The organism is Ruminococcus sp., assembly GCF_016287535.1.
In the GTDB taxonomy this organism is placed as follows: domain Bacteria; phylum Bacillota; class Clostridia; order Oscillospirales; family Ruminococcaceae; genus Ruminococcus.
On record NZ_JAEFAJ010000004.1, the window covers coordinates 96492 to 115996 of the forward strand.

Below are 19505 nucleotides of genomic sequence, written 5' to 3' on the forward strand. Positions count from 1 at the left end.
TGGATAGGCAGGAGTCAGGCGGCGTGATGCGAGAGCTGATTTGAAGTTCTTAATGCCACAGGTGGGAGACCGCCTTCGTTGAAACTGTTGATCCTTTGCGTATTGTAGTAAGCGTACCGCCTGCGATCGCGATAACAAGTCCCACTATCACGTAGATAACAGCCACCTTCCAGCCAAATATGCTCATAAGCAGTACAAGGGAGCCCAAGTCCACCATTGGCGACGAGATAAGGAATGAGAACGTCACTCCCAGCGGAAGTCCTGCGCTTGTGAAGCCCATGAACAGCGGTATGGACGAGCAAGAACAGAAAGGCGTGACCGTGCCAAGCAGTGCGGCGATACAGTTCTCACCGATACCGTGAAATCTGCCCAGTATCTTTTTCGCCTTCTCAGGCGGAAAATAGCTCTGTATATAGGTTATCACAAAAATCAGGAAGCCCAGCAGTACCATGATTTTTATCGTATCATAGATGAAGAATTGCAGACTGCCGCCGAGCTTGCTTTCGGTGTCGAGACCGCAGGCGTTCAGCAGCGAACCGATAAGCCTGTTCAGCCATTTCATTCCGAAAACTTCGTCCTGTATGAAGTCCCACACTCTTATTCATCACCTCCGAGCATTTCTGTCAGTATCTCTGCCGCCGTCCTTACCATTTCGAGACAGAGCGTTCTGAACAGACCATTTGACCTTGCGAAGTCCCTGCCTTCGTCTGTTCTTAGGTCACAGCCGAGAATATCACGACAGACATAGGAGCCCTTGCGCTTCTCAAACTCGTCAAGGAACTTGACAGCCATAGCACCGCTTTTTGCACGGCTTTCAGTGTCGATGAGGTCGAACTGCCCGTACTTCATACCAAGAACCATAAGAGCTCCCGTACACGCACCGCAGACCTCTCCTTTGCACATTCCTCCGCCGAAGCAGGCGCCTATCTGAAAAGCCTGTTTTTCGGTAATGCCGAACTGCTCCGCAAACGCCGCGAATACCGCCTGCGAGCACTTATAGCCATTTTCATAATACTGAACTGCTTTTGAAACATTATCCATTTTCATTTCCTCCAATAGTTATATTTAGATATATCAATTTGTGGTGGCTGTTTTAAGCCGTATGGTCATACGGCTTATTTATTACAGCATTTACAATCATTTTCAGTTACTGCTGTTATCTCTTTCAGGCAGTCCACAGCGACTTTTGCGCCCTCTGCTGAAATAGAGTAGTGCATCCACTTGCCCTCTTTCCTGCCGACCACAAGTCCGCTGTCGCAGAGTACCTTCATATGGTGGGAAAGCGTGGGCTGGCTCAGATGCAGCTCCTCAAGAAGATGACAGGCGCACAGCTCGCCGTTTTGCAGAATTTTGAATATCTGCACTCTGTTTTCATCACACAGGGCTTTGAATATTACCGTGATCTGCTTGTTTGATAGCTCCACGTTCTCACCTCACATTGAAGATTTTCTATATTATAGCATACATATTGAGATTTGTCAATATGTTTTTTCTAAGTTCTATTCTCTTTCTTCTATGCGAACTGAAATGATGTCTCCGTTGCCCTTTTTTAGCTTGCCGCGAATGGCTTTCAGTACTCCGATAACATAACAAACCGAGCCGTCCTCATTTTTCAGTCCCATATTCACGATACTTCCGTCGTATGAAATGCCGTCAAATTCAGCGTGAACTTTCACTCTGCCTTTGCCGAATTCTTTTCTTATATCCCACGGAAAAACGACATAGGCACCGCCGTTGTCTTTTGTTTCATGCAGGATAGTTTCATATTCGTATATCATCGCAGTATCACCTCCACAAGAAAATTGTACCAAATGAAGCAATATCAGTCAATAATTGGAAACACAAATCATACTTGACATAAGTCAATAAATATGTTATAATCGACATAAGTCAGAAAGGAGATGCTGATATGCCAAGACCGCAGAAGTCACGCCGTATCTGCTGTTATCCCGATTACTGGAGCTTTGCTCCCGATCAGGACACAGCCAACGATACAGTCATTATGTCCCTTGACGAGTTCGAGACCATACGTCTTATTGACTATCAGTCAAAGACGCAGGAGCAGTGCGCCGCGGAAATGAACGTGGCGAGAACGACTGTCACGGCGATATATGATACAGCAAGAAAAAAGCTTGCACAGGCTCTTGTGGAGGGCAGACGCATCGTCATTTCGGGCGGAAATTATACTCTTGATAACACTATCTCAGAGGAGATAACTCAGAAAGGAAGCACAATTATGAGAATTGCAGTAACTTATGAAAACGGACAGATTTTTCAGCACTTTGGCAGAACTGAGCAGTTCAAGCTCTACGACGTCGCCGACGGCAAGATCATTAATGAGCAGATAGTCGGAACAATGGGCGCAGGACACGGCGCTCTTGCAGGTTTTCTGAAGAACGCTCAGGCTGACGTGCTTATCTGCGGCGGTATCGGCGGCGGAGTTCAGATGGCTATGCAGGAGGCTGGTATCGCTCTTTACGGCGGAAATATGGGCAGTGCTGATGAAGCAGTTGCGGCTTTCCTCGCGCAGACGCTTGAGCAGAACTCCAATCCCACCTGCTACCACCACGCTCACGAGCACGTCGAGGGACATTCCTGCGGAGATCACGGCTGCGGCAGTCACAACTGCGGTAATCACTGATGAAAATTGTAACCCTTGTAGAGAATACCTGCGGACATGAGGGCTGTATCGCTGAACATGGGCTGTCTGTTTATATAGAAACGAAGAAGCATAAGCTTCTGCTTGATATGGGACAGACTGACGCAGTTGTAAAGAATGCGGAAATTCTCGGAATTGACCTGTCCGCAGTCAATACGGTCATTCTCAGTCATGGTCATTATTACCATTCGGGAGGTATCCTGCCGTTTTCGCATATAAATAATACAGCACAGATCATTATGCAGAAAAAAGCTGCCGACCCGCACTACAACGGTGAACGCTACATCGGTATCGACAAGGCTATCCTTGACCTTCCGAATGTACGGCTGATAGACGGCGATATGAAGATTGACGATGAACTGTTCCTGTTCAGCGGTATCACCGGCAGGCGCTGCTATCCGCAGGGCAACCGCAAATTGTCCCGTATGGAGAATGGACAGAAAGTCCCCGATGATTTTGCACATGAACAGTTCCTTGTCATAAATCAGAACGGCAAGCACTGGCTGCTGTCGGGGTGTTCGCATAACGGTAGCACTCCTTTCAAGTATGTTCACGGACAAGTCATACAGGCGGCAGAGTATCGCCAAAAAGCTGCTGTCATTAGTCATTGATGAAGCAAGAAAACAGGGCTGCGGTACTGTTCAGATAACTGCTTCGGATATGGGAGTTTTGCTGTACACTGATTTCGGATTCGTAAAGAATAATAATTTCATGCAGTATAAGCTGTAAAAGAAAAAGCTTCTTCGTAATTGAAGAAGCTTTTTTATAGCTCTGAATAATATCTGATAAACTCTTCTATGCAGGCTTTTTTTGACTGCGGTGCGGACTGCCATATGAGCTCTCCGCCGCATTCAAGGCTCAGTACATAGCCGTCACACTGATCCCAGCCGTAGAGTAAATAATCACTGCCGTTATGTGAAAAAGCAATTTCGTTTTCAGTGATAACAGCCTGTTTAAGTTCATTTACGCTCATATTTCCACCTCATATATCGGTAATTATTACTTGTCTGACGTTTTTTATCTTTTTCAGCCTTCTTGAAAGAGCTTCATTGTCAAGCTCCCTATTCAGATCAACATCTGCGATGAAATGTGATACGGCTGTTGTTCCGTCAGAAGATACATCGGCTGTATGAGTGATTATGTTTCCGCTCACACGGCTTAATATTTTGGAGATCTCGCCCACAAGACCTATCCTGTCAATGGAAATAACTTCTACCTTTTTCATTTTACACCTCCGCAGATATTTTCAGGATCAATATGTATATAATATATCATGGTATGCATATTTTGTCAATATGTTTTCTATTTATTTGCTATTGACTTTTTTGATGATGCGATATATAATCATACTATATGTATGTATTTACTATAAAAAGTGAGGTTAATAATGCTTAATCAGTTTTCAAGGACACAGCTCCTTATCGGTGAAGACGCGATAAAAAAGCTCTCGGAGTCAAGAGTTGCGGTATTTGGTATAGGCGGCGTAGGCGGTTATGTATGCGAAGCTCTTGTGAGGAGCGGAGTAGGTCACTTCGACCTTATCGACGACGACAAGGTCTGTCTTACCAACCTTAACCGCCAGATACTTGCCACACGAAAAACGGTGGGAAAGCATAAGGCAGAGGTCATGGCAGAACGTATGCAGGAAATAAATCCCGAAGCGGATATACGCATACACAAATGCTTCTTCCTGCCTGAAAACACAGATGATTTTCCCTTTGACGAATATGATTATGTTATCGACGCAGTTGATACCGTTACTGCAAAATTAGAGCTTATAATGCGCTGCAAGGAAAAGAATGTACCTGTGATAAGTACAATGGGGGCAGGCAACAAGCTGGACGCAGGACGTATGAAAATAGCTGATATTTATGAGACACAGGTCTGTCCACTTGCCCGTGTAATGCGTCACGAGCTGAGAAAGCGCGGTGTTAAGAAACTGAAAGTGGTATACTCAGATGAACAGCCTATACGTCCTCGTGAGGATATTTCCATAAGCTGCCGCAGTCACTGTATATGTCCTCCAGGAGCACAGCACAAATGTACTGAGCGCCGTGATATCCCTGGAAGTACTGCTTTTGTACCTGCTGTTGCTGGACTTCTTACCTAAAGCCTCAGCGTGTTCGCGGAACTTCTCCCCGAGAGAAAAGCCGTCGATGCCGCAGTAGCCGAGGTAGTTGTCCACCTGTTCGGTATAGACTATCTGACCCGTGCCCATGTAATCCTTTTCGATAACCGCAAAGCTCAGTCCCGCACGGCTGGCATATATAGCGGCAGACAGTCCCGCAGGACCGCTGCCGAGAATCATAACATCATACATAAATACTCATTCCTGTACTATTACAAGCTCTTCCTTTTCGGCCTTGTCACCCTCGATATGGAAAGAATTGAGGACAGGCTCCTCGTCCATAAGTGAGAGTATCATATAGCTTGCACTGCTGTCGTAGGCAAGTCTCTTGTCCTCGTCAGAGGGGCGTGAGGGCGAAACAGGGTGGGAATGCCAGTTGCCGAGGGGAGTGAGTCCGTTGGCTCTCATATCCTTTACCGCAAAGAGCTGCTCCTTCGGGTCGAGAGTGAAATGCTCCTCGGCATGGTCGACATTTGTAAGGATATAGACCTTTTTCACTATCTTGTCATCTCCTGAGAGCTCTCCTGCGATAAGTCCGCAGGCTTCTATGGGAGCTTCGCTCTGCGCGTGTGCAACTATCTTGTCATAGTCGCTTTTGCTTAGTTTTATCATAGACCAACACCGTCACATTCTGCCTGTTCGTAGTCGATAAGCTCCGTAATAGTTGGATTATCACCGCATACAGCACAGCTGTGGGTATCGCTCGGGAGCTTTACCTTTCTGAACTGCATTTTCAGAGCGTCATAGGTGAGAAGATATCCTGTGAGGAGGTCTCCCACACCGAGTATATACTTCACAGCCTCCATAGCCTGCAGGCTGCCTATAACGCCGCCCATTGCGCCGATAACTCCTGCCTGCTTGCAGGTGGGAATAGCGTCCTTCGGGGGCGGTTCCTTGAATACGCAGCGGTAGCAGGGTCCCTGACCGGGAACATAGGTCATGAGCTGTCCCTGAAAACGGATTATACCTGCGTGTGAAAAGGGCTTTTTTTCCATAACGCAGGCGTCGTTTATAAGGAACTTGGCAGGGAAATTATCGGTGCCGTCGATGATGAAGTCGTAGTCCTTTATGATATCGAGGATATTCTCACTGGTTATGAACTCATGGTAAGTCACGACCTTGACGTCGGGGTTCATAGCCTCCATAGTCTCCTTTGCGGACTGTACCTTCGGCTTGCCTACGTCCTTTGTCTGGTGGATTATCTGTCTCTGGAGATTGGAAAGGTCGACCTCGTCGGCGTCTGCGATACCGATAGTGCCGATACCTGCGGCTGCAAGATACATTGCAGCAGGTGCGCCGAGACCGCCTGCACCGATGATAAACACCTTTGCGTTAAGGAGCTTCTTCTGTCCCTTCGCGCCAACCTCTTTGAGGATAATGTGGCGTGAATAGCGCTCTATCTGTTCATTTGTGAATGCCATTACTGACCGCCTCCCTTGAAATAAAGGAATTCTATGTTGTCACCGTCTTTCAGCACAGTTTCTTCAAACTGACCGTGATCTACGAAATCATCGTTGACGGTAACAGTTACATATTCGGGTGTTTCGACCTTTTCGTCTATATGCTGACAATCATGTCAGTGTTACTGGCGATAATCATGTTTGTGACAGGCATGGGCTGGCTCGGCGCACCTCTTATAGTTACAGCCGGATTTATCGCAGATATACTCGCAAAAAAAGGAAATTACAAGAGCTTCAAGCTTATCGCACTTAGTCACGGAGTATTCTGCCTGTGGATCTGCGCGAATTATTTCCCTGTTATCGTTACAGCGTCAAGCTATCGCAAAAATATGCTTGAAGGTGGATATTCCGCTGAATACTGTGACAATCTGTTCAGAGCCATAAACGGAAAGACCATTGGCGTACTGGTGATCCTGTGTTTTGTGTTCGGTGTTATCGGAGCTCATCTCGGCAAGGCTGTTGTGAAGAAGCACTTTGAAAAAGCCGGGATAGTATGATGAAAATAAACCTTGATCCCCGTACAAAGCTGTTTATGATATTCGCGGTATCATTTATCGTCATGGTAAACGCTGTCACACCCCTGGAATGGGCGATTCGTATTATCGTAACTCTGATACCGATATTCCTGCTTATGACCGAGGGGAAATATGCTTCCGCTTTCCGATTCCTGATATTTTACGGAGCAGCTCTGGTTTTGCTGAGATTCTGCATATCGGAAAACTCAACAGGCATATTGTCCGCCCTTCTCGTTGGATACTGCGGAATAGTGGCACAGTTCATGCCCGCACTGATAACCGCATTGCATATACCTGTGACAGAGAAAAAATCGTGCAGAAGCTCTCATGCTTCTCTTTCGATGATGAAAGGAATACCTCTATTGTCCCCGAACAGACAGGCAGAAAACTGAATAAGCAGTATGAGGAAAAGCTGACGGCTGTTGTGATAAGAAGATTTATAAACAAGCTGATACTGCCGCAGCCGATACGCAGGATAATTGCTGTTATCAAAGCTGCAAGGTACATATTCCGAGGACTGAAATGTCTGCTGAAGGGCAGGCTCGAAGTGTCGGTACTTGACGCAACTGCTATCGGAGTATCGCTTCTCCGCGGCGATTTCAAGACCGCAGGCTCGGTGATGTTCCTGCTGAACATGGGAGATATCCTTGACGAGTGGACGCACAGGAAGTCCATTGACAACCTTGCTCGTACTATGTCTCTCGGAGTAGAACATGTCTGGACTAAAGCTGCCAACGGACAGGAAGTCCTTGTGTCAGTGAACGAGGTCCATAAGGGTGATATTATAGTAGTCAGAACAGGTTCCATGATACCCCTTGACGGCAAGGTCATATCTGGTGACGCAATGATAAATCAGTCCTCCATGACGGGAGAATCCGTGCCTGTCCACAAATGTGAGGGAGCGTATGTTTATGCAGGAACAGTGGTCGAGGACGGCGAGTGTACTGTAAGTGTCGAGAACACCGCAGGCGGCGGTCGCTATGACCGTATCGTCAAGATGATAGAGGAGTCTGAAAAGCTGAAATCCTCCGCAGAGGACAAGGCTTCACACCTTGCTGATAAGCTTGTACCATGGAGCCTTGGCGGAACACTGCTCACATGGCTGCTGACAAGGAACGCAGCAAAGGCGCTGTCCATACTTATGGTGGATTTCTCCTGTGCCCTTAAACTTGCAATGCCTATATCAGTGCTTTCAGCCATGCGTGACTGCAGCCGTGAGGGAATAACCGTTAAAGGCGGACGTTTTCTTGAAGCTGTTGCGGAAGCCGATACAGTTGTTTTTGACAAGACCGGAACCCTCACTCATTCAAGTCCGAGAGTTGCTCAGGTCATAACCTTCGGTGGACGCGACGAGGAAGAAATGCTGCGTCTGGCAGCCTGCCTTGAGGAGCATTATCCTCACTCTATAGCAAATGCAGTTGTGGCTGCTGCGGCTGAAAAAGGGCTTGAGCATGAGGAGTTCCACTCGAAGGTGGAATATGTGGTGGCACATGGTATATCAAGTATGGTCGAGAATGAGCGCGTACTCATCGGAAGTCACCATTTCATAATTGAGGACGAGGGCTGTACTCCTCCTGATGAGCGCATTTTCAGGCATCTGCCAAAGGAGTATTCACACCTTTATCTTGCCATTGGCGGCGAGGTCGCAGCCGTTATCTGCATAGAGGATCCGCTGCGTGATGAAGCTGCTGACGTGGTGAAAAAGCTCCATGAATACGGTATATCACGGGTAGTAATGATGACAGGTGATAATGAGCGGACAGCAAAAGCGGTCGCTGAAAAAGTAGGAGTTGACGAGTATCACGCGGAGGTTCTTCCAGAGGACAAGGCTGCGTTCATACGTGCCGAGCATGAGGCAGGCCGCAAGGTCGTAATGATTGGCGACGGCGTAAATGATTCACCTGCGCTGAGTGAAGCAGATGCAGGCATAGCCATAAGCACAGGAGCTGCTATTGCCCGTGAAATAGCTGATATTACTATTTCAGCAGATGATCTATACTCACTTGTTGAGCTGAAACGGCTGAGCAATGCGCTTATGTCCCGTATCGGCTGGAACTACCGAACTATAATAGGTTTTAACGGCGGACTTATCGGACTTGGTGTGCTTGGCGTATTGCCGCCTGCGGCTTCTGCATTGCTGCATAATGCCTCAACGCTTGCTATAGGACTAAAAAGCATGACGGAGCTGAAATAAATATGCACTGCCTTTGTACATAGAAAAAAACAGCAGATTTTTCGACGGTAAAGCCTGAAGCTTCAAAGGAACAAAATAATTTTTAAAAAGAAATTTTGTTTGTATGTAATAACAAATTTGCTTTTACATTATTGACAATAAAAAAATTGTATGATAACATATACAACAGTGCAAATCCTGCAAGGAGAAAAATATGCTTCTTGCAGTTTGTTTTGCAAATGAGTTAGTATAATATAACATTAAAAGGAGAATTTAAAATGAAAAGAATTCTTAGTTTATCATTTGCTCTTTCAATGGCATTATCATTATGTGCCTGCGGTTCAAAGAGCGGCAAATCAAGCTTTGTAAAAACGAAATCAGAAACTGTCTCTTATGATTCCGCCAATACGGAGCCTGCGACAGTTTCTGAAAAACTCACACCTGCCGAACAGCTTCTTGAAGATATAAAAGGCACATACTATGAGTTGTTTACTGTTATATGCGATACGAAATACGATCAGATATGGCTTGACAGGTGCGAAGCTTTTACAGGTAAGGACATGGCTGAGAGCACAGCCGAAATGCTCAAAGGCTCCTGCACCGCAACTATTTACGGTGAGGACGCAGTAAATGCTTACAGCAATGCTGAGAATATGAGATTTGACTGCTATTTCATCAACGGCGTAAAGCAGTTCGTATTTAACGGCAGCAGTATCTCAGGTATCGATAATAGCGGTAAAAAACTGTTTGAGCATGAATACAAGTACGTTGAGGACTTTTCCTTCGGCGGAATAATGGACGGATATCTCTATGAGACTACAGATAACGATGCGGGAGAGTTCAGGTATTTTCTGATGATGCCGGATACACCTTCGACAACTTATCACATAGAATTCCGCTATGGCAGCGACCTGGATGATCTTGCGGAGTATAGCAAAGGAGCTTATGCTTACTGGCTTGCGGCTGGTATTCCCGCAAACTGCGATGAGAAGATGATAGATGATTGCATCAGTCTTTTCGTTGAGGAAAATCTTACTGAAATGGATAAATGATATAAAATATCAGGTTATAAACAAAACATCTGTTAGTATATACTCACATTTTGTTATTGTATACAAACTTTTATCACGCATCTTTTCAAATCATTGACAAATCAATGCTGAGGTGCTATTATTTAATCGTTATAAAGCACTAACTTTTTTAGGATTATATCACAGTAAAATATGATGATAATAATAAACTGAATGGAAGGATGAAGAATGATGCCGCTTAGTTTAGCAGAACCTGAAAAAGAGCTGATTATCAAGAAGCTGGGAGGTACTCCCGAAATACGTCAGCACCTGGAAAATCTCGGATTTACCGTGGGCGGAACAGTCAGGCTCATAAATGTGCTTGGTGAAAACGTCATTGTCAAGGTCAAGGAGTCACGTATCGCTATAGGTGCGGATATGGCGCGGAGAATAATGGTCTGACAGGAGTGAGGATAATGAAAACGCTTAGAGAAACAGCTGTCGGTTCGACGGCAAAGGTTAAAAAGCTTCACGGAGAGGGCGCGATAAAGCGCCGTATAATGGATATGGGACTTACAAAGGGTACGCAGGTGTTTGTCCGTAAGGTCGCTCCTCTCGGAGATCCTATCGAGATAAGGGTTCGCGGCTATGAGCTTTCACTGCGCAAGGCAGATGCCGAGCTTATAGAGGTCGAATGATACATAAGGACTTTTCAGTCCTTATGTTTTTGATATCTTGTTAGCTACAAATAACTTGAAAGGAAGATATAAATGGAACTGCGAATAGCACTTGCAGGAAACCCGAATGCAGGCAAGACCACATTGTTCAATGCGCTTACCGGCTCGAACCAGTTCGTAGGAAACTGGCCGGGCGTTACAGTTGAAAAGAAGGAGGGTAAGCTGAAGAAGCACAGTGATGTCATCATCACCGACCTGCCGGGAATCTACTCATTATCGCCCTACACCCTTGAAGAAGTTGTTGCAAGAAATTATCTGATCGAAACAAGACCTGACGCAATACTGAATATAATCGACGGAACTAATCTCGAACGCAATCTCTACCTTACCACACAGCTGGTAGAGCTCGGCATACCCGTTGTTATCGCCATAAATATGATGGACGTGGTGCAGAAAAGCGGTGACAAGATAAACATTTCTCAGCTCTCGAAGCAGCTGGGATGTAAGATAGTCGAGATATCCGCTCTGAAAGGCACAGGCGTTGACGAAGCGGCGGGGGCGGCTATCAGTGCCGCAAAAAACAGTAAAACTATCCCACAGCATACATTCAGCGGTCCTGTTGAACACGCTATCGCTCATATTGAGGAAGCGGTGCTTCACGATATGCCTGAGGAGCAGCAGCGCTGGTACGCTATCAAGGTCTTTGAGCGTGACGAAAAGGTCCTTGAAAAGCTAGATATTCCGGAAAGCATTCTGAAGCACATTGAAAACGACATAAAGGACGCTGAAAAAGAGCTTGACGACGACGCGGAAAGCATTATCACAAACGAGCGCTACATCTACATAGCTGATGTCATTAAGGCTTCATACAAGAAGAAAAACGCAGGCAGCCTAACGACCTCCGACAAGATAGACAAGATCGTTACCAACCGCTGGCTGGGACTTCCAATCTTTGCGGTCATCATGACCCTTGTTTACCTTATAGCAATGAAGGGCCCCGGAGCATGGGCTACGGACTGGACCAATGACAACCTTTTTGATGAAGGCTTTCATTTGTTCGGCATAGGAACATCAGATTATAATGACATAAATGACGAGTATACAGGCGCACAGCAGATAATCGACGGCTATGACGCTTACGTTGAAGAAAATGGGAGTGCTCCCGAAGGCGAGTTCACATATACTGTGGAGGACGAGGAGACTCTTGAGACAACAGAGGAAACAGCTTCTCTTGAGGATTACAATGAAGCGCTGAGCACAGTTGAAAGAATAGGCGATGAGCCTGATCCTGCCGATTACGGCGTGTTTGTGCCCAGTATCCCTGCACTTGCAGAAAGCGGTCTTGACAAGATAGGGGCAGCTGAATGGTTAAAGGGACTTATTATTAAAGGTATCATAGGAGGTGTGGGAAGCGTTCTCGGTTTCGTTCCTCAGATGTTAGTTCTGTTCTTCCTGCTTGCTTTCCTTGAAGCCTGCGGATATATGGCTCGTATCGCGTTCGTGCTTGACCGTGTGTTCCGTAAATTCGGACTGTCCGGCAAATCCTTCATACCTATGCTTGTAGGCGTGGGCTGCGGAGTTCCCGGCATTATGGCTTCAAGAACTATCGAAAATGAGCGCGACAGGCGTATGACTATCATCACTACCACATTCATTCCCTGCGGTGCGAAGGTACCGTTCATTGCGATGATAGCAGGAGCTATCTTCGGCGGCTCACCGCTCATATCGGTATCGGCTTACTTCATCGGTATGGCAGCAATAATCATATCAGGTATCATGCTGAAAAAGACGGCAATGTTCTCAGGCGAGCCCGCCCCATTCGTTATGGAACTCCCCGCATATCATATGCCGACGATGAGCAATGTTCTCCGTTCAATGTGGGAGCGCGGCTGGTCGTTCATCAAGAAGGCAGGCTCTATCATACTTCTCTCAACTATTGTTGTATGGTTCCTGTCACGCTTCGGAACAGTTGACGGCAGCTTTGGTATGCTTGAGGAGGATCAGCTTGACAGTTCGCTTCTTGCAGGCTTCGGTAAGGCTATTGCATGGATATTCGCACCTCTTGGCTGGGGAAACTGGCAGGCTGCAGTTGCATCTATTACAGGTCTTGTTGCAAAGGAGAATATCGTTGGTACGATGGGTGTTCTCTACAGCGGAGGCGACGGTACGGTATGGCAGACTCTTGCTTCAAAGTTTACAGGTATTACTGGCTTCTCGTTCCTGGTATTCAATCTTCTCTGCGCACCGTGCTTCGCAGCGATCGGAGCTATCAAGCGTGAGATGAACAACGCAAAGTGGACGGCATTCGCTATCATTTATCAGTGCAGCTTTGCTTATGCCATAGCGCTTATGATAACACAGTTCGGTGGACTTTTCACAGGGGAGTCGAACATCATCGGCGTTATCGCGGCAGCTCTGATCCTTGCATTCATGTGCTATATGCTCTTTATCAAAAAGTATCATGAAGCTTCAAAGTTTAAGGGCAACGTAAAGGTAAAAGCGTAAAGGAGTGGTAATATGCTCGCATGGTTAGCTGACAATCTTGGAACTGTCATTGTTTCCCTGATACTGATATGTGTGGTGGCAGTCGTCATCACAGGCATGGTAAGAGGGAAAAAACAGGGTAAGGGTTCATGCGGCTGCGGCTGTGAGCACTGTGCTATGCACGGAAAATGTCATACAAAATAAGCACCAATATTCAAAATAACGGGGCGATGCTCGCATCGCCCCATACAAAAACACTTATGTTAGTATAAGCTAATACAAGGAGGTAAAAATGAGCATAGTTATCGTTGGCGGCAATGACCGCATGGCAACACGTTATCAGGATATCTGCAAATCATTCAATCACAAGTCCAAGGTCTTTACTCAGATGCCTGCGGACTTCGAGAACAAGCTTGGTACTCCTGATCTTATGGTGGTTTTCACAGGGACCTGTTCCCACAAAATGCTTGGAGCTGTAAAGAAGAGCTCCGAGAAAAACGGCGTGCCTGTCGAGCACGTTCACAGCTCCAGCGTAAGTGCGCTGAAGCAGCTTCTTACTGATATTAAGGGGAGAAAATATGTCCGAAGTTGAGCGCAGAAGTATTGACAAAGACATTGCATTTCACAGCGCACCCACACTTATGGGAGTAAAATGTGCTAATCTTATTTCCTTTGATATGTGCGAGGGAACAATTGCGGAGTACCTGAATGAGTTCAGGTACAAGCTTTTCAAAAGCGGACTTAAAGCAATACAGCTTTGCAAATGCCGTGAACGCACACTTGTATATATATACAACACGAAAATGCTGACCGCATGGCTGAGTATGCCACAGGTCAGAGAGTTCCTTTCGGAGTACGGCTATACCTTTGACCTGAGCGTCGAAGCAAAGCTCCTCAGGCTCTCATGCCGTATCAGCTGCGGCAGCTTCCCTCATGAGATAGGAGCGTTTCTCGGTTATCCCGTTGAGGACGTCAGAGGCTTTATAAGCAACCGCGGCAAAAACTGCCTGCTGTGCGGTTACTGGAAAGTGTATGGAAACGCCGAAACAGCACGGCAGACATTTAAAACCTATGATCGCTGCAGGAATATCCTGTTCGATAGATTAAATCACGGCATGAATTTATTTCAAGCCATAAAATAATAGGAGGACTTTTATGAAAACAGCAGTAATTTATTGGAGCGGCACCGGCAATACCGAGGCTATGGCAAAGGCAGCAGCTGAGGGTGCGAATGCAGAGCTCTTCACGGTATCGGAGTTCAAGGGCAGCGCTGCGGACTATGACGCATTTGCCTTCGGCTGCCCCGCAATGGGAGCGGAGGTTCTTGAGGAGGACGAGTTTGAGCCCTTCTTCACAGACATCGAGGCTTCGCTCAGCGGAAAAAAGGTGCTTCTCTTCGGCTCATACGGCTGGGGCGACGGTGAATGGATGCGCAACTGGTACGATCGCACAAAGGCAGCAGGAGCAGAGCTTATCGGCGAGGAGGGCTTTATCGTAAACGAAGCTGCTTCTGACGATGACCTTGCAAAGCTTAAAGAGCTTGCTTCACAGCTTGCATAAGGAGACAGGGCAATGAAGAAGATCACAGCTTTTTTATGCGCCGCAGCCTGCATGACGGCAGCGGCTCCGTTCTCAGCTGCTGCAGCTGACGGCGACAAGGTATACGGCACCATGAATATCCCTTATGCTGATTTCTACGCAGCAGAGCTTAACAACAGCGTTCCCGTAGACGCGGTTTCCTCCGCAACTACAAACAAGTGGAAGGGCAACAACACAGGCAGCATGGGCGAGGACGGAAAATGGCAGAACGGCGGACTTGCCGCAGGCACCTTCAATACCGAGACTGAAAACGGCGGCGGAAAAATACTCGGCGTTACCTATCCTGTTGAGATTTCCAAGGCTGATCTTGACGCCCTCGGTGATAAAATGGGATTTACGGAGCTTTCAGAGAAGCCGAAGGCATATAAGCCTGTTACAGTTGAAAGCGGAAAGGCGGCCTTCGGCAAGCTGGTAGATACCGACGGCGAGGAAGCACTCAGCGGTGAGATGACAGTATCAAGCCTTTCAAGCTGGGGTGACTATCAGATAAATGTTAAGGGCATACCCGCAAACTGCGATATTTACGGCGTTATCGTAAAGACCAAGGAGGGCACTGACTACGGTATGCGCGCTCTTGAAAACATATGGCGAAACGGCGCTATATCATGGGGCGCAGGTGTCAAGGAGAAAGAACCTCACGGTAATGTTCTTTCATCGGAGCACTACAAGACCTCTCAGGGACAGACTATCACTGACGTAACATTCATTACACTCAACGGTTACAGTACACTTTCGGGACAGAACGGATATCTCCCCTTAAAGTTTGCCGACAGCATCAGTGTTGAAAACGGCAAGTCGGGCAAGGGCTCTGTAACATTTGACAATTCAGCATTTCCGTCAGATTACAAGGCAAAGGGCGAGGTCGCTGACGGCTTTACCGTATCGGGAAATACGGTAAGTTACAACAACGCTCAGCCCGGAAATTACACACTCACTGTTTCGGACGAGGGCGGTAAATACTCCGGTGTAAGAGGAAGCTTTGCGCTGACAACTGACGCTATTCCTGTAAAGTATTCCGACGGCAAGCTTGTGGCAGCTGACGGAGCTTCCCTGACTGACGCCGCAAACTATCTGAAAAATATCTCAGCGGTAACTGTTGGCGATAAAAGATACGCCGCAGGCAGACGCGGAGCAACGATCATCGACTCGCAGACTGGCGAGATCAAGCTTGATGCAAAGTCGGGTGAAGAAAATGTATTCGACGGCTCAGGCAAATACAAGCTCACGGTCGAATCAACAGGCTATGAGAAGAATTATGAGTTTGAGATAAACGAGCAGGCTGCTGAAACTACTACTGCATCAACATCTTCAAATACGACTACAACAACTAAGACAACTACTACAGCAGCAAAAACGACTACAAGCTCCAACAGCCCGAATACAGGCACAGACGGCATTGCACTGCCTGTTGCGTTCCTTGCGCTTGCAGGTGCATCTGCATTTGCGTTAAGAAAAAAGAGATCCTGATAAACTCTCCATTCTATAAAAATGACCTCTGCGGTTAAAGCACAATACAAATATAGAAACTTTATACGGAAATATCGGAGGAACCCTTTTTCAAAAGGGTTCTTCCTCAATAGTTCACATAAAAATTCTATATAAGCAATGTGCTTATGCTGCGGAGGTCAAATACTGCAAAGAGGTAATTTTATGCTATTTCTTATTTCACTTGCTATTGCGCTTATAGTCGCATTTTTGCTTGGCAAGCCGCTGAAGAAATGTCCTGGGGCATTTTATATCACGGCAGCTGTACTCACAGCTGTTTCTGTCGTTGTAACACAGTCAGATGTGAATGTATCAAGCAGATTTGTCTGCGACTATGTTCTCGGTATATTCGCCAGAGGTGCTCTCGGAACTGCATTCTGGGCGGTCGTTATGTGGGCAGGAGCTCTGCCGAACGGTTCTTCTCCCATAAAGAAGCTGATGCCGGTACGCGGTGAGCTGTCAATAACTGCGGCTATACTTACGTTTTCACATATCATCACATACGGTATGACGTATATATCAAATCTCATCAAGGGCAGAACAGGTCCGGACTTTGTTCTTACAAGTGTCATATGTATTGCGATGGTGCTAATTATGACGCCGCTGACTGTCATGTCGTTCAAGAAGATACGCAGGAAGATGAACCCCGGAACATGGAAGAAGATACAGCGCTTTGCTTATATTTTTTATGCTCTTGTCTATATCCATATCCTTGTACTGTTTATCCCTAAGGCTCAGAAGGGCAGGGAGGGATACTTCCTCAGTATCATTGTATACAGCGCTGTTTTCGCCGGATATGCTGTAATGCGTGTCAGAAAGTATTACATTGCAGCTAAAAAGCCTGAAAAGAAGCTTGTTCCCAACACTGTATGCGCCTGCGCATTTGTTCTGCCTGTAGCTCTTGCAGGATTTTTTGCTCATAACAGTGGTACAGGTTCTGCAGATATGGCAGTTGTTACTGAAAATAACGCAGCAACATTTACATTTTCTCCCGGAACTGCAGCTGCTACTGAAGCCGCTGTGACTACCGGAAAGGACATCAAAAAGACTTCTGAGACCACAGCAGCTGCGGGTACAGCATCAGTAACTACATCTGCGGAGCCTGTAACTTCAAATGAAAATGATGAAAAAACATCATCAGTCAATGACGAAGCACAGGAAGAACGGTCCGATAATAACGAGCCCGGACAGGAGCAGCATGAGGAAATTCCTGCGGCTGAACCTCAGCCAAGCTTCAAATACCGCAACGGAGAATATGAGGGTGAATCCGAAGGCTATGCAGGAAAGGTACACGTTAAGCTGTCAATTGAAAACGACTCTGTTACCAGCATTTCCGCATGGGCTGACGAAGATGATCCTGAGTATTTTAGTGATGCAATGAATACAGTTATCCCTCAGATAGGAGCAAAGGTCAGCGCCGAAAACATTGACGCCTGCTCAGGCGCTACATACAGCTCCAACGGTATCATCGAAGCGGCACGGAAAGCACTTGAACAGGCGATGAACTGATATAAGACGTGCAGATCAAATAAGCTGAATGGCAGGAACTGTTTGATTCAGGATCAGTGCGTTCCGCCGCAAATATCATACACAGTATTGAATATGTCTTCAGGTATTTTCACAAAGTACCATGCCATTGCATCATATCCGACATAACCACCGTCTATCAGACGAAGTCTGACTACAGTTCCGTCATTCATGGACAATACAATGTGAGCCTGATTTGGGGTGTCATATATCGTATTATTTCCTTTTAAACCGGGCTCCCATGTATATATGAACTCGCCGTTATCTACCTGATCCACGAACTCATTCCATATATCGGGTTCAATATCTGCAGTCTGAATATTATTCAAGCCTTTGTCCCAGTCGCTGTGAGTCTGGAATTGTATCGTATCTGTTCTTTCTCTGACATGAAGCCTGTCTTCAAAAAGCTCTGAACCATTTTTCAGAGTGATATCATTCAGGCAATCAAGGAAAAGAACCCAGTCATTTTTATTATGATTTTCGTCCTCTGTCTCTGCATATGTGCAAATACGGAAATCTGTGTCATATCCGTTCACTGAATAGACCTCTCCTGCAACTGATGATGCAAATTCCGATGCGTAATCATCCTGAGAAGACCATTCGTCTAAATTACCCTTTGCAGTTCCGAGATGTTCACCCAAAAGAGGCAGTATCTTCCGGGCTTCATCACCATCATAAAACTCTGACTGAGTGTAAATGCGTCCTTGATACACAACAAGTCCGATCATATCCATGTTAGCGGATTCAGACGGTTCCGGCAATTTAATTGCAGGGATATGCAAACCATTATCAGGGTTATTGACTGCATTATCCTCCTGGTTAGCTGCTATGCTTGCGCTTTTGTTGATATGTGTTCCGGAATGCTTTATTATCGGCAGGATAACAGCACAGACAATTGCAGCTGCGCACACACCGCCGAATGAAACCGATCTGGATATACTGATTTTTTTCTTTTTTCCGGAGAGCTCCGGTACAAACTTTTCACCGGCGTCTCCGATTGAATCAAGAAGAATATCTATGTTTTTCATACACCTGCACCTTCCTTTTCCAAATACTTTTTCAGCTTGTCTCTTACGCGCTGAAGTATCATTCTGACCGAACCTTCCGTAATGTGATTTCTGCTTGCAATTTCGGCTATAGACATCATGTACCAGTATCGCAGGAGGAAAATATCCCTGTTTTTTTCAGGAAGCTCACTCAGAAACTTGTATATCAGTTCCTGAAATGCGATCCTGTCTTCGATGGGATGCTCCTCTCCGATACATTCTTCCAGTTCGTCAAGGCACAGGGCGATCTGTCCGCCGCCATACTTTTGCGTTCTGTCTTTCCGGTATTTGTCTATAGCAAGGTTGCGTGTGATCTTTCCAAAGAACACGGATAATCGGTTCGGCTTTTCAGGGGGCATTGTATTCCAGGCTCGAAGCCATGTATCATTGACGCATTCCTCCGTGTCTTCTGGTGAATGTAGTATATTATTCGCAATTGTACTGCAATATCCGTCGTATTTAGTCTGGCTTTCCGTTATTGCAGACTCATTTCTCTGCCAGTAAAGCTCTATGATATGAAGATCTTCCATAGCGCACCTCCTCGATGCCCCTTCACCATTATAGACGAAAAACAGCGTCTCAGCATCACGGTCAGAATAAAAAAAGTATTATAATTATAGCATGAATTTGAATAAACATCAATATTGCGCAAAAAACAATGCAGCCCTGAGAGTGATGCCCCCGGAGAGACAAACAGAATCATGCATGAACCATTGAATACCCGAATGAAAAAAGCATTATA

27 protein-coding genes and 2 pseudogenes are annotated in these 19505 nt (G+C 46.2%); 17 read left to right on the forward strand and 12 right to left on the reverse strand.

All coding sequences use genetic code 11. The annotated features are described in order from the left end of the window. Positions 1–49: 49 nt before the first annotated feature. From QZZ36_RS03440 to QZZ36_RS03455, 4 genes are all read right to left on the reverse strand, one after another. Positions 50–562, reverse strand: coding sequence for a permease (locus QZZ36_RS03440; RefSeq protein ID WP_295076767.1), 513 nt, complete (start codon positions 560–562; stop codon positions 50–52). Between the two features lie 35 nt (positions 563–597). After that, the gene (locus QZZ36_RS03445; RefSeq protein ID WP_295076770.1) at positions 598–1041 is read right to left on the reverse strand and encodes a C-GCAxxG-C-C family protein; all 444 of its coding nucleotides are present in this window, start codon (positions 1039–1041) and stop codon (positions 598–600) included. A 74-nt stretch (positions 1042–1115) separates the two neighbouring features. Beyond that, positions 1116–1424, reverse strand: a complete 309-nt coding sequence (locus QZZ36_RS03450) for a metalloregulator ArsR/SmtB family transcription factor (RefSeq protein ID WP_295076773.1) — start codon at positions 1422–1424, stop codon at positions 1116–1118. Between the two features lie 75 nt (positions 1425–1499). Beyond that, on the reverse strand, positions 1500–1778 hold the full coding sequence (locus QZZ36_RS03455) for a DUF1905 domain-containing protein (protein ID WP_295076776.1): 279 nt from the start codon (positions 1776–1778) through the stop codon (positions 1500–1502). Positions 1779–1909: 131 nt separating this feature from the next. Between QZZ36_RS03455 and QZZ36_RS03460 the strand changes: the two genes are divergently transcribed. From QZZ36_RS03460 to QZZ36_RS03470, 3 genes and pseudogenes are all read left to right on the forward strand, one after another. Then, positions 1910–2641, forward strand: coding sequence for a DUF134 domain-containing protein (locus QZZ36_RS03460; protein WP_295076778.1), 732 nt, complete (start codon positions 1910–1912; stop codon positions 2639–2641). Continuing rightward, positions 2641–3270, forward strand: coding sequence for an MBL fold metallo-hydrolase (locus QZZ36_RS03465; protein WP_295076781.1), 630 nt, complete (start codon positions 2641–2643; stop codon positions 3268–3270). Before QZZ36_RS03460 ends, QZZ36_RS03465 begins: the two co-directional genes overlap by 1 nt. Further along, positions 3188–3388: pseudogene (locus QZZ36_RS03470) on the forward strand (GNAT family N-acetyltransferase); the annotation flags it as partial. The gene QZZ36_RS03465 and the pseudogene QZZ36_RS03470, both read left to right, overlap by 83 nt. 34 nt (positions 3389–3422) lie before the next feature. Here the strand turns inward: QZZ36_RS03470 and QZZ36_RS03475 are convergent. Beyond that, complete coding sequence (locus QZZ36_RS03475) at positions 3423–3632, reverse strand: hypothetical protein (protein WP_295076784.1); 210 nt, start codon at positions 3630–3632, stop codon at positions 3423–3425. Positions 3633–3641: 9 nt separating this feature from the next. Further along, positions 3642–3884, reverse strand: coding sequence for a hypothetical protein (locus QZZ36_RS03480; protein ID WP_295076787.1), 243 nt, complete (start codon positions 3882–3884; stop codon positions 3642–3644). A gap of 162 nt (positions 3885–4046) precedes the next feature. Here QZZ36_RS03480 and QZZ36_RS03485 point away from each other — a divergent pair, with 162 nt between their 5' ends. Next, on the forward strand, positions 4047–4769 hold the full coding sequence (locus tag QZZ36_RS03485; RefSeq protein ID WP_295076790.1) for a tRNA threonylcarbamoyladenosine dehydratase: 723 nt from the start codon (positions 4047–4049) through the stop codon (positions 4767–4769). A gap of 72 nt (positions 4770–4841) precedes the next feature. Here QZZ36_RS03485 and QZZ36_RS12925 read toward each other — a convergent pair. The 4 genes and pseudogenes from QZZ36_RS12925 to thiS all read right to left on the reverse strand — a co-directional run. Next, positions 4842–4979, reverse strand: a pseudogene (locus tag QZZ36_RS12925) (FAD-binding protein); the annotation flags it as partial. Positions 4980–4985: 6 nt separating this feature from the next. Further along, positions 4986–5399 carry a M67 family metallopeptidase gene (locus QZZ36_RS03495; RefSeq protein ID WP_295076793.1) on the reverse strand — a complete coding sequence of 138 codons (414 nt, stop codon included), beginning with the start codon at positions 5397–5399 and terminating at the stop codon, positions 4986–4988. Continuing rightward, a complete protein-coding gene (gene moeB, locus QZZ36_RS03500; RefSeq protein ID WP_295076799.1) occupies positions 5396–6208 on the reverse strand; it encodes a molybdopterin-synthase adenylyltransferase MoeB in 813 nt (270 codons plus the stop codon). The genes QZZ36_RS03495 and moeB overlap by 4 nt, the downstream gene beginning before the upstream one ends. Continuing rightward, positions 6208–6348, reverse strand: a complete 141-nt coding sequence (gene thiS, locus QZZ36_RS03505; RefSeq protein ID WP_365685556.1) for a sulfur carrier protein ThiS — start codon at positions 6346–6348, stop codon at positions 6208–6210. Before thiS ends, moeB begins: the two co-directional genes overlap by 1 nt. Positions 6349–6360: 12 nt before the next feature. Between thiS and QZZ36_RS03510 the strand changes: the two genes are divergently transcribed. The 13 genes from QZZ36_RS03510 to QZZ36_RS03570 all read left to right on the forward strand — a co-directional run bounded on the left by QZZ36_RS03510 (position 6361) and on the right by QZZ36_RS03570 (position 17699). Further along, positions 6361–6744: an MptD family putative ECF transporter S component gene (locus QZZ36_RS03510; RefSeq protein WP_295076877.1), complete on the forward strand. Its 384-nt coding sequence runs from the start codon at positions 6361–6363 to the stop codon at positions 6742–6744. Continuing rightward, positions 6741–7154: a hypothetical protein gene (locus QZZ36_RS03515; protein WP_295076801.1), complete on the forward strand. Its 414-nt coding sequence runs from the start codon at positions 6741–6743 to the stop codon at positions 7152–7154. The genes QZZ36_RS03510 and QZZ36_RS03515 overlap by 4 nt, the downstream gene beginning before the upstream one ends. Continuing rightward, positions 7076–8956, forward strand: a complete 1881-nt coding sequence (locus QZZ36_RS03520) for a heavy metal translocating P-type ATPase (protein WP_295076804.1) — start codon at positions 7076–7078, stop codon at positions 8954–8956. Before QZZ36_RS03515 ends, QZZ36_RS03520 begins: the two co-directional genes overlap by 79 nt. A gap of 257 nt (positions 8957–9213) precedes the next feature. Next, positions 9214–9987, forward strand: coding sequence for a hypothetical protein (locus QZZ36_RS03525; RefSeq protein ID WP_295076807.1), 774 nt, complete (start codon positions 9214–9216; stop codon positions 9985–9987). Between the two features lie 210 nt (positions 9988–10197). Continuing rightward, positions 10198–10407, forward strand: a complete 210-nt coding sequence (locus QZZ36_RS03530; RefSeq protein WP_365685541.1) for a FeoA family protein — start codon at positions 10198–10200, stop codon at positions 10405–10407. A gap of 14 nt (positions 10408–10421) precedes the next feature. Then, the gene (locus QZZ36_RS03535) at positions 10422–10643 is read left to right on the forward strand and encodes a ferrous iron transport protein A (RefSeq protein WP_295076814.1); all 222 of its coding nucleotides are present in this window, start codon (positions 10422–10424) and stop codon (positions 10641–10643) included. 72 nt (positions 10644–10715) lie between these two features. Then, positions 10716–13127, forward strand: a complete 2412-nt coding sequence (locus tag QZZ36_RS03540) for a ferrous iron transporter B (RefSeq protein WP_295076817.1) — start codon at positions 10716–10718, stop codon at positions 13125–13127. A 12-nt stretch (positions 13128–13139) separates the two neighbouring features. After that, positions 13140–13310: a FeoB-associated Cys-rich membrane protein gene (locus QZZ36_RS03545; RefSeq protein WP_295076820.1), complete on the forward strand. Its 171-nt coding sequence runs from the start codon at positions 13140–13142 to the stop codon at positions 13308–13310. Between the two features lie 88 nt (positions 13311–13398). Continuing rightward, complete coding sequence (locus QZZ36_RS03550; RefSeq protein ID WP_019680047.1) at positions 13399–13698, forward strand: DUF2325 domain-containing protein; 300 nt, start codon at positions 13399–13401, stop codon at positions 13696–13698. Next, positions 13685–14248, forward strand: a complete 564-nt coding sequence (locus QZZ36_RS03555) for a DUF3793 family protein (RefSeq protein ID WP_295076825.1) — start codon at positions 13685–13687, stop codon at positions 14246–14248. The genes QZZ36_RS03550 and QZZ36_RS03555 overlap by 14 nt, the downstream gene beginning before the upstream one ends. 13 nt (positions 14249–14261) lie before the next feature. Continuing rightward, positions 14262–14666, forward strand: a complete 405-nt coding sequence (locus QZZ36_RS03560) for a flavodoxin (RefSeq protein ID WP_295076827.1) — start codon at positions 14262–14264, stop codon at positions 14664–14666. 12 nt (positions 14667–14678) lie between these two features. Then, the gene (locus QZZ36_RS03565; protein WP_295076830.1) at positions 14679–16172 is read left to right on the forward strand and encodes a hemoblobin-interacting domain-containing protein; all 1494 of its coding nucleotides are present in this window, start codon (positions 14679–14681) and stop codon (positions 16170–16172) included. A 183-nt stretch (positions 16173–16355) separates the two neighbouring features. Beyond that, entirely contained in the window at positions 16356–17699 is a 1344-nt protein-coding gene (locus QZZ36_RS03570) for an FMN-binding protein (protein WP_295076833.1), read from the forward strand. A 53-nt stretch (positions 17700–17752) separates the two neighbouring features. Here the strand turns inward: QZZ36_RS03570 and QZZ36_RS03575 are convergent, their stop codons facing one another. Then, positions 17753–18745: a hypothetical protein gene (locus QZZ36_RS03575; protein WP_295076836.1), complete on the reverse strand. Its 993-nt coding sequence runs from the start codon at positions 18743–18745 to the stop codon at positions 17753–17755. Then, positions 18742–19293: a sigma-70 family RNA polymerase sigma factor gene (locus QZZ36_RS03580; RefSeq protein ID WP_295076839.1), complete on the reverse strand. Its 552-nt coding sequence runs from the start codon at positions 19291–19293 to the stop codon at positions 18742–18744. Before QZZ36_RS03580 ends, QZZ36_RS03575 begins: the two co-directional genes overlap by 4 nt. Between the last annotated feature and the right edge of the window lie 212 nt (positions 19294–19505).

What these genes read in the sequence shown, in the direction of transcription:
- QZZ36_RS03465 (WP_295076781.1), top strand. Translation starts at nt 2,641, where the DNA reads ATGAAAATTGTAACCCTTGTAGAGAATACCTGCGGACATGAGGGCTGT.
- QZZ36_RS03515 (WP_295076801.1), top strand. Translation starts at nt 6,741, where the DNA reads ATGATGAAAATAAACCTTGATCCCCGTACAAAGCTGTTTATGATATTC.
- moeB (WP_295076799.1), bottom strand. Translation starts at nt 6,208, where the DNA reads ATGGCATTCACAAATGAACAGATAGAGCGCTATTCACGCCACATTATC.
- QZZ36_RS03455 (WP_295076776.1), bottom strand. Translation starts at nt 1,778, where the DNA reads ATGATATACGAATATGAAACTATCCTGCATGAAACAAAAGACAACGGC.
- QZZ36_RS03565 (WP_295076830.1), top strand. Translation starts at nt 14,679, where the DNA reads ATGAAGAAGATCACAGCTTTTTTATGCGCCGCAGCCTGCATGACGGCA.
- QZZ36_RS03445 (WP_295076770.1), bottom strand. Translation starts at nt 1,041, where the DNA reads ATGGATAATGTTTCAAAAGCAGTTCAGTATTATGAAAATGGCTATAAG.
- QZZ36_RS03570 (WP_295076833.1), top strand. Translation starts at nt 16,356, where the DNA reads ATGCTATTTCTTATTTCACTTGCTATTGCGCTTATAGTCGCATTTTTG.
- QZZ36_RS03540 (WP_295076817.1), top strand. Translation starts at nt 10,716, where the DNA reads ATGGAACTGCGAATAGCACTTGCAGGAAACCCGAATGCAGGCAAGACC.
- QZZ36_RS03485 (WP_295076790.1), top strand. Translation starts at nt 4,047, where the DNA reads ATGCTTAATCAGTTTTCAAGGACACAGCTCCTTATCGGTGAAGACGCG.
- QZZ36_RS03545 (WP_295076820.1), top strand. Translation starts at nt 13,140, where the DNA reads ATGCTCGCATGGTTAGCTGACAATCTTGGAACTGTCATTGTTTCCCTG.
- QZZ36_RS03495 (WP_295076793.1), bottom strand. Translation starts at nt 5,399, where the DNA reads ATGATAAAACTAAGCAAAAGCGACTATGACAAGATAGTTGCACACGCG.
- QZZ36_RS03555 (WP_295076825.1), top strand. Translation starts at nt 13,685, where the DNA reads ATGTCCGAAGTTGAGCGCAGAAGTATTGACAAAGACATTGCATTTCAC.
- QZZ36_RS03530 (WP_365685541.1), top strand. Translation starts at nt 10,198, where the DNA reads ATGCCGCTTAGTTTAGCAGAACCTGAAAAAGAGCTGATTATCAAGAAG.
- QZZ36_RS03460 (WP_295076778.1), top strand. Translation starts at nt 1,910, where the DNA reads ATGCCAAGACCGCAGAAGTCACGCCGTATCTGCTGTTATCCCGATTAC.
- QZZ36_RS03480 (WP_295076787.1), bottom strand. Translation starts at nt 3,884, where the DNA reads ATGAAAAAGGTAGAAGTTATTTCCATTGACAGGATAGGTCTTGTGGGC.
- QZZ36_RS03575 (WP_295076836.1), bottom strand. Translation starts at nt 18,745, where the DNA reads ATGAAAAACATAGATATTCTTCTTGATTCAATCGGAGACGCCGGTGAA.
- QZZ36_RS03580 (WP_295076839.1), bottom strand. Translation starts at nt 19,293, where the DNA reads ATGGAAGATCTTCATATCATAGAGCTTTACTGGCAGAGAAATGAGTCT.
- QZZ36_RS03510 (WP_295076877.1), top strand. Translation starts at nt 6,361, where the DNA reads ATGTCAGTGTTACTGGCGATAATCATGTTTGTGACAGGCATGGGCTGG.
- QZZ36_RS03475 (WP_295076784.1), bottom strand. Translation starts at nt 3,632, where the DNA reads ATGAGCGTAAATGAACTTAAACAGGCTGTTATCACTGAAAACGAAATT.
- QZZ36_RS03440 (WP_295076767.1), bottom strand. Translation starts at nt 562, where the DNA reads ATGAAATGGCTGAACAGGCTTATCGGTTCGCTGCTGAACGCCTGCGGT.
- QZZ36_RS03535 (WP_295076814.1), top strand. Translation starts at nt 10,422, where the DNA reads ATGAAAACGCTTAGAGAAACAGCTGTCGGTTCGACGGCAAAGGTTAAA.
- QZZ36_RS03550 (WP_019680047.1), top strand. Translation starts at nt 13,399, where the DNA reads ATGAGCATAGTTATCGTTGGCGGCAATGACCGCATGGCAACACGTTAT.
- QZZ36_RS03525 (WP_295076807.1), top strand. Translation starts at nt 9,214, where the DNA reads ATGAAAAGAATTCTTAGTTTATCATTTGCTCTTTCAATGGCATTATCA.
- QZZ36_RS03560 (WP_295076827.1), top strand. Translation starts at nt 14,262, where the DNA reads ATGAAAACAGCAGTAATTTATTGGAGCGGCACCGGCAATACCGAGGCT.